At 47.0% G+C, this 12,490-nt stretch carries 9 protein-coding genes, 6 tRNA genes and 3 rRNA genes; 17 read left to right on the forward strand and 1 reads right to left on the reverse strand.

Features of this window, described 5'->3' with window-relative positions:
• The first annotated feature begins 24 nt into the window (after nt 1-24).
• Nucleotides 25-552, forward strand: a complete 528-nt coding sequence (locus GQ367_RS00155; protein WP_215290572.1) for a cytochrome c5 family protein — start codon at nt 25-27, stop codon at nt 550-552.
• Between the two features lie 42 nt (nt 553-594).
• On the opposite strand, the gene rsmI is transcribed toward GQ367_RS00155, so the two are convergent.
• A complete protein-coding gene (rsmI, locus tag GQ367_RS00160) occupies nt 595-1,482 on the reverse strand; it encodes a 16S rRNA (cytidine(1402)-2'-O)-methyltransferase (RefSeq protein WP_215290573.1) in 888 nt (295 codons plus the stop codon).
• Between the two features lie 130 nt (nt 1,483-1,612).
• Between rsmI and GQ367_RS00165 the strand changes: the two genes are divergently transcribed.
• From GQ367_RS00165 to rplA, 16 genes are all read left to right on the forward strand, one after another.
• Entirely contained in the window at nt 1,613-2,215 is a 603-nt protein-coding gene (locus GQ367_RS00165; protein WP_215290574.1) for a phosphoheptose isomerase, read from the forward strand.
• Nucleotides 2,216-2,231: 16 nt separating this feature from the next.
• The gene (locus tag GQ367_RS00170; protein ID WP_215290575.1) at nt 2,232-2,849 is read left to right on the forward strand and encodes a BON domain-containing protein; all 618 of its coding nucleotides are present in this window, start codon (nt 2,232-2,234) and stop codon (nt 2,847-2,849) included.
• A gap of 541 nt (nt 2,850-3,390) precedes the next feature.
• Nucleotides 3,391-4,923, forward strand: a 16S ribosomal RNA gene (locus GQ367_RS00175).
• 64 nt (nt 4,924-4,987) lie between these two features.
• A tRNA-Ile gene (locus GQ367_RS00180) sits at nt 4,988-5,064 on the forward strand.
• A 35-nt stretch (nt 5,065-5,099) separates the two neighbouring features.
• A tRNA-Ala gene (locus tag GQ367_RS00185) sits at nt 5,100-5,175 on the forward strand.
• Nucleotides 5,176-5,433: 258 nt separating this feature from the next.
• Nucleotides 5,434-8,305, forward strand: a 23S ribosomal RNA gene (locus tag GQ367_RS00190).
• Nucleotides 8,306-8,413: 108 nt separating this feature from the next.
• Nucleotides 8,414-8,527, forward strand: a 5S ribosomal RNA gene (rrf, locus tag GQ367_RS00195).
• Together the 16S, 23S and 5S rRNA genes with 5 tRNA genes alongside form the textbook arrangement of a ribosomal RNA operon.
• A 119-nt stretch (nt 8,528-8,646) precedes the next feature.
• A tRNA-Tyr gene (locus GQ367_RS00200) sits at nt 8,647-8,732 on the forward strand.
• Between the two features lie 60 nt (nt 8,733-8,792).
• Nucleotides 8,793-8,867, forward strand: a tRNA-Gly gene (locus tag GQ367_RS00205).
• A gap of 19 nt (nt 8,868-8,886) precedes the next feature.
• Nucleotides 8,887-8,961 (forward strand) — tRNA-Thr (locus GQ367_RS00210).
• 32 nt (nt 8,962-8,993) lie between these two features.
• Nucleotides 8,994-10,184, forward strand: coding sequence for an elongation factor Tu (tuf, locus tag GQ367_RS00215; protein WP_215290576.1), 1,191 nt, complete (start codon nt 8,994-8,996; stop codon nt 10,182-10,184).
• Between the two features lie 8 nt (nt 10,185-10,192).
• Nucleotides 10,193-10,268: transfer RNA gene (locus GQ367_RS00220), tRNA-Trp, on the forward strand.
• A gap of 16 nt (nt 10,269-10,284) precedes the next feature.
• Entirely contained in the window at nt 10,285-10,659 is a 375-nt protein-coding gene (secE, locus tag GQ367_RS00225) for a preprotein translocase subunit SecE (RefSeq protein ID WP_215290577.1), read from the forward strand.
• Between the two features lie 7 nt (nt 10,660-10,666).
• Nucleotides 10,667-11,236 (forward strand): transcription termination/antitermination protein NusG, encoded by a 570-nt coding sequence (nusG, locus tag GQ367_RS00230; RefSeq protein ID WP_089514980.1) that lies wholly within the window; start codon nt 10,667-10,669, stop codon nt 11,234-11,236.
• A gap of 118 nt (nt 11,237-11,354) precedes the next feature.
• Nucleotides 11,355-11,786 (forward strand): 50S ribosomal protein L11, encoded by a 432-nt coding sequence (gene rplK, locus GQ367_RS00235; protein ID WP_089514981.1) that lies wholly within the window; start codon nt 11,355-11,357, stop codon nt 11,784-11,786.
• 2 nt (nt 11,787-11,788) lie between these two features.
• Nucleotides 11,789-12,484, forward strand: coding sequence for a 50S ribosomal protein L1 (gene rplA, locus GQ367_RS00240; protein ID WP_089514982.1), 696 nt, complete (start codon nt 11,789-11,791; stop codon nt 12,482-12,484).
• Nucleotides 12,485-12,490: the final 6 nt, after the last annotated feature.

Raw genomic sequence — 12,490 nt, forward strand, 5'->3', positions numbered from 1 at the left:
AGCTAGATAAAAAGGAAAAGTGCCATGAGTGAAGAACACGGAAATTTGATTAAATCACCCAAGCAGTTAATTGTGATGGTTTTTGCGAGCTTTTTTGTGCCGCTGATCATCATTGCTTTTTTAATGACCTATGTAGGTAGTGGAAAAAAACCATCAGCCAGCGCTGATGCAGCTGCTGAATCAGCCAATCAGTTGATCAAACCAGTTGCGCTTTTAGACTTCAAGGACGCATCAGGCCCAAGAGTTTTCAAAACTGGTGAAGAAATTTACAAACAAGCTTGTGCCTCTTGTCATGCAACAGGCGCTGCTGGCGCCCCTAAGTTTGGTGACGCTGGTGGCTGGGGTGCTCGCCTTGGACGTGGTTACGATGGCCTTTTGAGCGCCGTTGTTAAAGGTAAAGGTGCTATGCCTGCAAGAGCTGGTACCAGTCCAGACGATGTTTCTGACTATGAATTAGGAAGAGCTGTGGTGTACTTGGCTGCTTCAGCAGGCGGTAAATTTGCAGAACCTAAGGCTCCAGAAGCTCCAAAGCAAGCCGAGCCAAAGAAATAAAGAGCTAGCAATCAATAAAAAAGCCCCTCAGTGGGGCTTTTTTTACGTTTCTTTTTTCTCAATCAATTCACGATAGGCATCTTTTTTGCTGATGCCCGTGATTTGAGCAATGATTTCAGAAAGTTCTTTGTGCCCTATTCTGCCGTTAATGGCTGAAATCCATTGAAGCGTGCTCTCATCAAATCTAGTTGGTGACTCAGTGCGCGCAACTCCTTCTATGCCAAGAACATACTCGCCCTGCCAACTATCAACTGTCTTCATCCAATCTGCCAAATCTCGAACTGCAATCACTTTAATTTCCTCGAAAATTTTGCTCAACTCTTTTGCGATCAGTACTTTTCGCTCGCCATCTAATTGAGCGCAGATGGATTTGAGCGTAGATTCAATGCGATGTGGCGCTTCATAAAAGAAAGAGCTGACGTGAGATGTTGCGGCCACTTTAAGTAACTCATCGCGCTGATTTGCTTTGGCCGGCAAAAAGCCTAAAAACTGAAAGCCACCATTGCCGTGTTTTAAAAAATTTCCTGCTCCAGAAACTGCGGCTGTAATTGCACTCGGGCCTGGCAGTGGTGAGACTTGATAGCCTGCCTTGGTAACTTCTGCACAAAGAATTGCGCCGGGATCTGATATGCCTGGCGTTCCTGCATCAGATATGTACGCCCAACGTTCACCATTCCGAAGTTTTTCTAAAAGATGCGCGCTTGCAGAAATTTCGTTGTGTTCGTGCAAGGCATACAGCGGCTTTGAAATGCCGTATGCGTTGAGTAGCATGGAACTATGCCGCTTATCTTCGCAAGCAATGCCATCTACCTGATTCAATATGTGTAGAGCCCTGATGGTGATATCCGCTAAGTTTCCAATGGGTGTTGGAACTAGGTAGAGTGTTCCAGGAGGAAAACTTTGCCCATGAGCAAATTTAAATAAATCCATACAAACTTTCTATTTGAGTAAATGTGACTCAAATGAATGATGATGCATCAAAGATTCTGGCAAGGCAATTTTGATCAGTTAAAAGGTAATATATGTTTGTAGAAATAAGTCTTGAGGGCATAATCTAGCTATGAATGAAGAGATTAAAAACAATTTAGAAAAGCGCGTCAAAAAACATTTTTCTGACAGCATTGAAACAAAGCAAAAAGCCGCCGAAACAATGTCTGAAGATATTGTGTGCGCCATAAATCTCATGCATCAAGCCTTGAGCTCTGAAAAGAAAATATTGGCCTGCGGTAATGGCGGCTCAGCAGCTGATGCTCAACATTTTGCTGCAGAGTTGGTGGGCAGATTTGAGCGCGAACGTCGGGAGTTGCCAGCCATAGCTTTGAGCACAGACTCTTCGATATTGACTGCAATTGCAAATGACTATAGCTATGAAGTTATTTTCAGCAAACAAGTTAGAGCACTCGGTCAGGCGGGCGATGTACTTTTAGGCATTTCAACTTCAGGAAATTCTGCGAACGTGATTGCGGCGATTGAGGCGGCTCATCTCAAGGGTATGTCTGTGATTGCATTCACTGGCAAAGATGGCGGCAAGATTAAAAATATTTTAAAAAATTCTGATGTTCATTTATGCGTTCCCGCTGATCGCACAGCACGCATTCAAGAAACACATTTGTTGTTATTGCATTGTCTGTGTGATGGCGTTGATCACTTGATGTTCGATTAAATTTTAGAGGGTAAAAATGACCAAACAACTTAAGCGCCAAACTTTGAAATTAATTGCACTTGGTGCAAGCGCTAGCGCTCTTACGGGCTGCTTTCCTTTGGTTGCGGGAGGTATGGCTGGCGGCGCACTTGTGATTGCTGATAGAAGAAATCCCGGCACACAAGCAATTGATCGCGGAATTCAGTTAGAGGCAGAAAGCTTTTTAACTAAAAAATATGGTGACAATATTCACGTCAATGTGAGCGTCTTCAATCGAAGAGTTTTATTGACCGGTGAGACGCGAACTGACGCTATCAAAAGCAGCGTTGAAGCAGACATTAAGAACATGAAAAATGTGACGACTGTTTTTAATGAAATGGTTCCTGCCCCTATCAGCGGTTTAAGTGCCAGAGCAAACGATAGTTATTTGACCACTCGCATCAAGGGCGCCTTTGTTGCCACGGAAGGAGTTCCTTCAAACTCAATGAAGGTGATTACCGAGGCGAGCAAAGTTTATTTGATGGGCATTGTGACCGATGCAGAAGCAAATCGCGCTGTAGAAATAGCCCGAAGTGTTCCAGGTGTAAAACAAGTGACCAAAGTGTTTGATTTGATCTCTGAGGCCGACAAAAAGAGATTAGATGGCGCCAAATAGTCAAAAGCGCCCTGCCAAATAATAAAAAGCCCACTTTTGTGGGCTTTTTTTCATAGGGAAGACCCTGCTTTCTGCTTGAGCCATAGATTATTTAAGGCTTCTCGGGAAAATTGATTCATCACCTCGAAAAAACCAAAAACTAATTTGATTGATTGCAAGAGATCGCTTCAGTTGGGGACATTAGACAAAATCAGGCCATGCTCTATAAGTAATTGTTTGTAAAGAGTAAAAAAAGAAAATAACAAAAATCAGTAAATTTTTTTGCAGGATTTATTAAATATTTCTGTCAAAGGTGTTGACATGCCAAAAAGGGTATGGCATAGTCTCGTTTCTCTGCTGAATGTGATTCGAAATTAACGAAAAACAGTCAGCCTTCTTTAAAAAGTAGTCAACCGATAAATGTGGGTACTGGGAAAAGACATCCAGTCCTTCGGGACAGATATAAAGCAGTACTCACAAAACAGTAAATTTGGTTCCGGTCGAAAGATTGGAGTCGATTCTGAATGAGTGAGCGACGATGCAGTAATGCATCACAGGAATTAAACTGAAGAGTTTGATCCTGGCTCAGATTGAACGCTGGCGGCATGCCTTACACATGCAAGTCGAACGGCAGCACGGGTGCTTGCACCTGGTGGCGAGTGGCGAACGGGTGAGTAATATATCGGAACGTACCTTATTGTGGGGGATAACGCAGCGAAAGCTGTGCTAATACCGCATAATCCCTAAGGGGGAAAGCGGGGGACCGTAAGGCCTCGCGCAATTAGAGCGGCCGATACCTGATTAGCTAGTTGGTGAGGTAAAGGCTCACCAAGGCAACGATCAGTAGCTGGTCTGAGAGGACGATCAGCCACACTGGGACTGAGACACGGCCCAGACTCCTACGGGAGGCAGCAGTGGGGAATTTTGGACAATGGGGGCAACCCTGATCCAGCAATGCCGCGTGAGTGAAGAAGGCCTTCGGGTTGTAAAGCTCTTTTGTCAGGGAAGAAACAGCAGCTCTAACACAGTCTGCGAATGACGGTACCTGAAGAATAAGCACCGGCTAACTACGTGCCAGCAGCCGCGGTAATACGTAGGGTGCAAGCGTTAATCGGAATTACTGGGCGTAAAGCGTGCGCAGGCGGTTATGTAAGACAGGCGTGAAATCCCCGGGCTTAACCTGGGAATTGCGCTTGTGACTGCATAGCTAGAGTATGTCAGAGGGGGGTAGAATTCCACGTGTAGCAGTGAAATGCGTAGAGATGTGGAGGAATACCAATGGCGAAGGCAGCCCCCTGGGATAATACTGACGCTCATGCACGAAAGCGTGGGGAGCAAACAGGATTAGATACCCTGGTAGTCCACGCCCTAAACGATGCTGACTAGTTGTTCGGGAATTTATTCCTGAGTAACGTAGCTAACGCGTGAAGTCAGCCGCCTGGGGAGTACGGTCGCAAGATTAAAACTCAAAGGAATTGACGGGGACCCGCACAAGCGGTGGATGATGTGGATTAATTCGATGCAACGCGAAAAACCTTACCTACCCTTGACATGCCACTAACGAAGTAGAGATACATTAGGTGCCCGTAAGGGAAAGTGGACACAGGTGCTGCATGGCTGTCGTCAGCTCGTGTCGTGAGATGTTGGGTTAAGTCCCGCAACGAGCGCAACCCTTGTCTTTAGTTGCTACGCAAGAGCACTCTAAAGAGACTGCCGGTGACAAACCGGAGGAAGGTGGGGATGACGTCAAGTCCTCATGGCCCTTATGGGTAGGGCTTCACACGTCATACAATGGTGCATACAGAGGGTTGCCAACCCGCGAGGGGGAGCTAATCTCAGAAAATGCATCGTAGTCCGGATCGTAGTCTGCAACTCGACTACGTGAAGCTGGAATCGCTAGTAATCGCGGATCAGAATGTCGCGGTGAATACGTTCCCGGGTCTTGTACACACCGCCCGTCACACCATGGGAGTGGGTTTTGCCAGAAGCCGTTAGCCTAACCGCAAGGAGGGCGACGACCACGGCAGGGTTCATGACTGGGGTGAAGTCGTAACAAGGTAGCCGTATCGGAAGGTGCGGCTGGATCACCTCCTTTCTAGAGAAAAGATGTTAATTCTTTAGTGCCCACACTTATCGGTTGATAAAGAGAGAAATGCCGCGGGTCTGTAGCTCAGGTGGTTAGAGCACCGTCTTGATAAGGCGGGGGTCGAAGGTTCAAGTCCTTCCAGACCCACCACAGATCAGCAGCAAGCCTGGCAATAAGTATTAGCTGGGGGATTAGCTCAGCTGGGAGAGCACCTGCTTTGCAAGCAGGGGGTCGTCGGTTCGATCCCGTCATCCTCCACCATTTACTTCTAACGGCAAAGATAAGCGCATCAAGGTGCTTTTATCTTTGCCTTTAATCGGCTGTTCTTTAAAAATTTGAGTAAGCAATGCGTATATTGAATTTATTGAGAGTTCAATATACATGGGTAGTTGATTGAATCAACAACAAATAGTTCTTCAAGTAATTAGATTTACTTGGATTACGGCACAAACATATCGCAACAAGTAGTTAGTAATATAGAGAAGAACTTATAACTTGTACCAATGGTGCTCGTTATAGGATCAAGCGAATAAGTGCATGTGGTGGATGCCTTGGCGATTACAGGCGACGAAAGACGTTATAGACTGCGATAAGCTACGGGGAGTTGTCAAATAAGCTTTGATCCGTAGATTTCTGAATGGGGAAACCCACCTCTTTTGAGGTATCCGTAACTGAATACATAGGTTACGAGAAGCGAACCTGGTGAACTGAAACATCTAAGTAGCCAGAGGAAAAGACATCAACCGAGATTCCCAAAGTAGTGGCGAGCGAAATGGGAAGAGCCTTCTAGTATTAATTAGTCTGTTATCAGAACGGAATGGAAAGTCCGGCAATAAAGGGTGATAGCCCCGTATGGGAAAACCGATTAATCGAACTAAGCTAGAGACAAGTAGGGCGGGACACGTGAAATCCTGTCTGAATATGGGGGGACCATCCTCCAAGGCTAAATACTCGTAATCGACCGATAGTGAACAAGTACCGTGAGGGAAAGGCGAAAAGAACCCCGGGAGGGGAGTGAAATAGATCCTGAAACTGCATGCATACAAACAGTAGGAGCCTCGTAAGGGGTGACTGCGTACCTTTTGTATAATGGGTCAGCGACTTACATTCAGTAGCAAGCTTAACCGTATAGGGGAGGCGTAGCGAAAGCGAGTCCGAATAGGGCGCTAGTTGCTGGGTGTAGACCCGAAACCAGTTGATCTATCCATGGCCAGGTTGAAGGTGCGGTAACACGTACTGGAGGACCGAACCCACTAACGTTGAAAAGTTAGGGGATGAGCTGTGGATAGGGGTGAAAGGCTAAACAAAACTGGAAATAGCTGGTTCTCTCCGAAAACTATTTAGGTAGTGCCTCGTGTATCACCTTCGGGGGTAGAGCACTGTCATGGTAGTGGGGTCCATTGCGGATTACTGCGCCATAGCAAACTCCGAATACCGAAGAGTGCGAGCACGGGAGACAGACGACGGGTGCTAACGTCCGCCGTCAAGAGGGAAACAACCCAGACCACCAGCTAAGGTCCCTAAAACGGGCTAAGTGGGAAACGAAGTGGGAAGGCTAAAACAGTCAGGAGGTTGGCTTAGAAGCAGCCATCCTTTAAAGAAAGCGTAATAGCTCACTGATCGAGTCGTCCTGCGCGGAAGATGTAACGGGGCTAAGCCAGTTACCGAAGCTGTGGATCACGTAAGTGATGGTAGGAGAGCGTTCTGTAAGCCTGTGAAGGTGTGGTGTGAACCATGCTGGAGGTATCAGAAGTGCGAATGCTGACATGAGTAGCGATAAAGGGGGTGAAAAGCCCCCTCGCCGTAAGCCCAAGGTTTCCTGTTCAACGTTCATCGGAACAGGGTGAGTCGGCCCCTAAGGCGAGGCAGAGATGCGTAGCTGATGGGAAACAGGTTAATATTCCTGTACCATTGTTAAATGCGATGGGGGGACGGATCGCGGAAGGTTGTCCGGGTGTTGGATGTCCCGGTCCTTGCATTGGAGAAGGCTAGTAGGCAAATCCGCTAGCGTAATTCAAGGGTGTGAGGCGAGCGAATTTATTCGCGAAGCAATCGGAAGTGGTTCCAAGAAAAGCCTCTAAGCTTCAGTTTAACAAGACCGTACCGCAAACCGACACAGGTGGGCGAGATGAGTATTCTAAGGCGCTTGAGAGAACTCAGGAGAAGGAACTCGGCAAATTGGTACCGTAACTTCGGGATAAGGTACGCCCAAGTAGCTTGACTGTGAACAACAGAAGGGCAAAAGGGTTGCAATAAAATGGTGGCTGCGACTGTTTAATAAAAACACAGCACTCTGCAAACACGAAAGTGGACGTATAGGGTGTGACGCCTGCCCGGTGCTGGAAGATTAAATGATGGGGTGCAAGCTCTTGATTGAAGTCCCAGTAAACGGCGGCCGTAACTATAACGGTCCTAAGGTAGCGAAATTCCTTGTCGGGTAAGTTCCGACCTGCACGAATGGCGTAACGATGGCCACACTGTCTCCTCCTGAGACTCAGCGAAGTTGAAATGTTTGTGATGATGCAATCTACCCGCGGCTAGACGGAAAGACCCCATGAACCTTTACTGTAGCTTTGCATTGGACTTTGAACCGATCTGTGTAGGATAGGTGGGAGGCGTTGATATCAGGATGCTAGTTCTGATGGAGCCGTCCTTGAAATACCACCCTGGTTTGTTTGAGGTTCTAACCTTGTCCCATTATCTGGGTCGGGGACAGTGCATGGTAGGCAGTTTGACTGGGGCGGTCTCCTCCCAAAGTGTAACGGAGGAGTACGAAGGTACGCTTGGTACGGTCGGACATCGTGCCTAAAGTGCAATGGCAAAAGCGTGCTTAACTGCGAGACCGACAAGTCGAGCAGGTGCGAAAGCAGGTCATAGTGATCCGGTGGTTCTGTATGGAAGGGCCATCGCTCAACGGATAAAAGGTACTCTGGGGATAACAGGCTGATACCGCCCAAGAGTTCATATCGACGGCGGTGTTTGGCACCTCGATGTCGGCTCATCTCATCCTGGGGCTGTAGCCGGTCCCAAGGGTATGGCTGTTCGCCATTTAAAGAGGTACGTGAGCTGGGTTTAAAACGTCGTGAGACAGTTTGGTCCCTATCTGCCGTGGGCGTTGGAAATTTGACGGGGGCTGCTCCTAGTACGAGAGGACCGGAGTGGACGTACCGCTGGTGTACCTGTTGTTTCGCCAGAAGCATCGCAGGGTAGCTATGTACGGAAGAGATAACCGCTGAAAGCATCTAAGCGGGAAACTTGCCTGAAGATGAGATTTCCCGGAGGTTTAACCTCCATAAAGGGTCGTTGAAGACCACGACGTTGATAGGTCAGGTGTGGAAGCGCAGTAATGCGTTAAGCTAACTGATACTAATTGCCCGTTAGGCTTGATCCTATAACAAGCACATTTGTGCGAATATGTAGTGCCGTTTTTGATCGGTCACTCCCAATTGCTTACTCGAATTTGGTTGTTTGTTGAAAAACAGACAACCTACCCTCTATGCCTGGCGACAATAGCGAGTTGGAACCACCCCTTCCCATCCCGAACAGGACCGTGAAACGACTCTACGCCGATGATAGTGCGGATTACCCGTGTGAAAGTAGGTAATTGCCAGGCACCTTTAAGAAACGCCCAGATCGACAAGATCTGGGCGTTTTGCTTTCTGTTTTACTGCTCAGATTTAAGAGCAGATGATTGACAAAAGTAGTTGATTTAAGTAATAATATGCGGTTCACGGGGAGGTGCCCGAGTGGCTAAAGGGGGCAGACTGTAAATCTGTTGGCTTACGCCTACGTTGGTTCGAATCCATCCCTCCCCACCATTAGTTTTATGGTGTAGCAGTGCAGTAAGAGTTTGTAGTTGTGGGTAAGTGAAGTGCCTGGCGGGTGTCGTATAACGGCTATTACCCTAGCCTTCCAAGCTAGAGACGAGGGTTCGACTCCCTCTACCCGCTCCAGTAGGTGTGGCATTAGTTTGCTCATGTGGCTCAGTGGTAGAGCACTCCCTTGGTAAGGGAGAGGTCGGCAGTTCGATCCTGCCCATGAGCACCAGAGTTTTGTATTCATTTTATTGAGGCTGAAAAATGGCAAAAGAGAAATTTGAGCGGACAAAACCGCACGTAAACGTAGGCACAATTGGTCACGTTGACCACGGTAAAACAACATTGACTGCAGCGATCGCTACAGTGTTGTCAGCGAAGTTTGGTGGCGAAGCAAAAGCTTACGACCAGATCGATGCTGCACCAGAAGAGAAGGCACGCGGTATTACGATTAATACAGCGCACGTTGAGTACGAGACAGCAAACCGTCACTACGCACACGTTGACTGCCCAGGTCACGCTGACTACGTTAAGAACATGATCACTGGTGCTGCTCAGATGGACGGCGCTATTTTGGTGGTGTCTGCTGCAGACGGTCCTATGCCACAAACACGTGAGCACATCTTGTTGGCACGCCAGGTTGGTGTTCCATACATCATCGTGTTCATGAACAAGTGCGACATGGTTGACGATGCAGAATTGTTAGAGCTAGTAGAAATGGAAGTTCGCGAACTGTTGTCTAAGTACGACTTCCCAGGCGATGACACACCAATCGTTAAAGGTTCAGCAAAGTTGGCGCTTGAGGGCGACAAAGGTGCCTTGGGTGAAGAAGCCATCATGAAGTTGGCTGAAGCATTGGACACATACATTCCAACACCAGAGCGTGCTGTTGATGGCGCGTTCTTGATGCCAGTTGAAGACGTGTTCTCTATTTCTGGTCGCGGTACAGTTGTGACTGGTCGTATCGAGCGCGGTATTGTTAAGGTTGGTGAAGAGATCGAAATCATCGGTATCAAGCCAACATTGAAGACAACATGTACAGGCGTTGAGATGTTCCGTAAGTTGTTAGACCAAGGTCAAGCTGGTGACAACGTGGGTATCTTGTTGCGCGGTACAAAGCGTGAAGAAGTTGAGCGTGGTCAAGTATTGGCTAAGCCAGGTTCTATTACGCCACACACACACTTCACAGCTGAAGTGTATGTGTTGAGCAAAGACGAAGGTGGTCGTCACACACCATTCTTCAACAACTACCGTCCACAGTTCTACTTCCGTACAACGGACGTAACAGGTTCAATCGAATTGCCGAAAGACAAAGAGATGGTGATGCCTGGTGATAACGTGACAATTACAGTTAAGTTGATCGCTCCGATCGCGATGGAAGAAGGTCTCCGTTTTGCGATCCGTGAAGGTGGCCGTACTGTAGGTGCTGGTGTTGTTGCTAAAGTTTTAGATTAATGAACGTAAGGGGCGTAGCTCAATTGGCAGAGTGTCGGTCTCCAAAACCGAAGGTTGGGGGTTCGATGCCCTCCGCCCCTGCCACAGCAAACTGAAAAATATGGCGCAAACATCTGTAGAACAAGAAAATAAAACCGGCTGGATGACTATCCTGGCCGGTCTTATTGTTATTCTTTCTTTGGTCGCATATTACATGCTTGCCGGTCAAACTATCTGGGTTCGCTTAGCGGCGCTGCTTGGTGGTTTTGCTGTGGCAATTGTTATTGCGGCAATGTCTTCAGATGGTAAGCGCTTTTTTGCTTACGCAAAAGAATCGGTGGCTGAGGCAAAAAAAGTTGTGTGGCCAAGTCGTAAAGAAACAACGCAGATGACATTGATTGTTTTTGCATTTGTTGTTGTTATGTCTTTGTTCTTGTGGGCAGCTGACAAACTCATTGAGTGGTTAGTTTTCTCTGTATTCCTCGGTTGGAAGTGAGTAAAAGATGTCTGAACAAGCAATCATCAATCCACAATCCACAGGCAATATGCGTTGGTATGTGATTCACGCTTACTCTGGTATGGAGAAGAGTGTGCAAAAAGGTTTGACAGAGCGCATTGCGCGTTCTGGCATGGCAGATAAGTTTGGAAAAATTTTAGTGCCGTCAGAGGAAGTTGTTGAGATCAAGAGTGGCCAAAAGGCTGTTTCTGAGCGTCGCTTTTTCCCTGGCTATGTTCTCATCGAAATGGAAATGACTGATGAGACTTGGCACTTGGTGAAAAACACACCGAAAGTTACTGGTTTCGTTGGTGGCGTTAGAAATAAACCATCACCGATTTCACCTGCTGAAGTTCAAAAAATCATGGACCAAATGCAGGCTGGTGTTGATAAGCCAAAACCAAAAACATTATTTGAAGTGGGTGAAATGGTCCGCGTTAAAGAAGGTCCATTCACAGACTTTAATGGCAACGTTGAAGAAGTTAACTATGAGAAGTCTCGCTTGAGAGTTTCAGTAACAATCTTCGGTCGTGGCACACCTGTAGAGCTAGAGTTCGGTCAGGTAGAAAAGATGTAAAGATTTACAGACCTGTGCAAACAGGTTTGTATGAGGAGCTGAGTTAGGGTTGCCGCTCTAACAAGGCGTTTTACTCAACGGTGGTCTTTTATAGGTGCACCATTATTGGAGTATAAAAATGGCAAAGAAGATTATTGGCTTTATTAAGCTACAAATCCCAGCCGGTAAAGCGAATCCATCGCCACCAGTTGGTCCTGCGTTAGGTCAACGCGGTTTGAACATCATGGAATTCTGTAAAGCGTTCAATGCTCAAACACAAAGCATGGAACCAGGTTTACCAATTCCAGTAGTGATCACAGCGTTTGCAGACAAGAGCTTCACATTCGTGATGAAGACTCCTCCAGCAACAGTGTTGATTAAAAAAGCTGCTAAGTTGGAAAAAGGTTCTCCACGTCCACATACAGACAAGGTTGGCAAAATTACTCGCGCTCAAGCTGAGGAAATTGCAAAGGCAAAAATGCCTGACCTAACAGCCGCTGATATGGATGCAGCTGTTCGCACAATCGCTGGTAGCGCCCGCTCTATGGGTATCACTGTGGAAGGACTCTAATCATGGCTAAAGTTTCTAAACGCGTAGCTGCTTTTCAAGCAAAAGTAGACCGTAATAAGTTTTACCCTATTGATGAGGCATTGAGCCTTGTTAAAGAATTTGCAACAGCTAAGTTCGATGAGTCTATCGACGTTGCTGTTCAGCTTGGTATTGACGCTAAAAAATCTGACCAAGTTGTTCGTGGTTCAGTTGTGTTGCCTGAAGGTACTGGTAAGTCAGTGCGTGTGGCGGTTTTTGCTCAAGGTGAAAAAGCTGAACAAGCTAAAGCCGCTGGTGCAGAAATTGTTGGCATGGAAGATTTAGCTGACCAAATCAAAGGCGGCAAAATTGATTTTGATATTTTGATCGCATCTCCAGATGCAATGCGCATTGTTGGTACATTGGGTCAGATCTTGGGACCAAGAGGCTTGATGCCTAACCCGAAGGTTGGCACAGTGAGCCCAGACGTTGCTGGCGCAGTTAAAAATGCTAAAGCAGGTCAGGTTCAATTCCGTGTAGATAAAGCCGGTATCGTTCACGCAACAATCGGTCGTCGTTCATTTGAGCCAGGCGCATTGAAAAACAACTTAGTAGCTTTGTTGGATGCTTTAACAAAAGCAAAGCCAGCAGCTAGTAAGGGTATTTATTTGAGAAAAGTTGCCGTCAGCAGCACCATGGGTGCTGGTGTACGCGTTGACCAAAACTCATTGGCTGCTTAATTAGCA

Origin of the sequence: Polynucleobacter sp. MWH-CaK5, assembly GCF_018687615.1 — a bacterium.
Classification (GTDB): Bacteria; Pseudomonadota; Gammaproteobacteria; order Burkholderiales; family Burkholderiaceae; genus Polynucleobacter.

Excerpts from the sequence above, each read along its gene's own strand:
- GQ367_RS00165 (WP_215290574.1), top strand. The coding sequence starts at position 1,613 with ATGAATGAAGAGATTAAAAACAATTTAGAAAAGCGCGTCAAAAAACAT.
- secE (WP_215290577.1), top strand. The coding sequence starts at position 10,285 with ATGGCGCAAACATCTGTAGAACAAGAAAATAAAACCGGCTGGATGACT.
- rplK (WP_089514981.1), top strand. The coding sequence starts at position 11,355 with ATGGCAAAGAAGATTATTGGCTTTATTAAGCTACAAATCCCAGCCGGT.
- rsmI (WP_215290573.1), bottom strand. The coding sequence starts at position 1,482 with ATGGATTTATTTAAATTTGCTCATGGGCAAAGTTTTCCTCCTGGAACA.
- GQ367_RS00155 (WP_215290572.1), top strand. The coding sequence starts at position 25 with ATGAGTGAAGAACACGGAAATTTGATTAAATCACCCAAGCAGTTAATT.
- rplA (WP_089514982.1), top strand. The coding sequence starts at position 11,789 with ATGGCTAAAGTTTCTAAACGCGTAGCTGCTTTTCAAGCAAAAGTAGAC.
- GQ367_RS00170 (WP_215290575.1), top strand. The coding sequence starts at position 2,232 with ATGACCAAACAACTTAAGCGCCAAACTTTGAAATTAATTGCACTTGGT.
- nusG (WP_089514980.1), top strand. The coding sequence starts at position 10,667 with ATGTCTGAACAAGCAATCATCAATCCACAATCCACAGGCAATATGCGT.
- tuf (WP_215290576.1), top strand. The coding sequence starts at position 8,994 with ATGGCAAAAGAGAAATTTGAGCGGACAAAACCGCACGTAAACGTAGGC.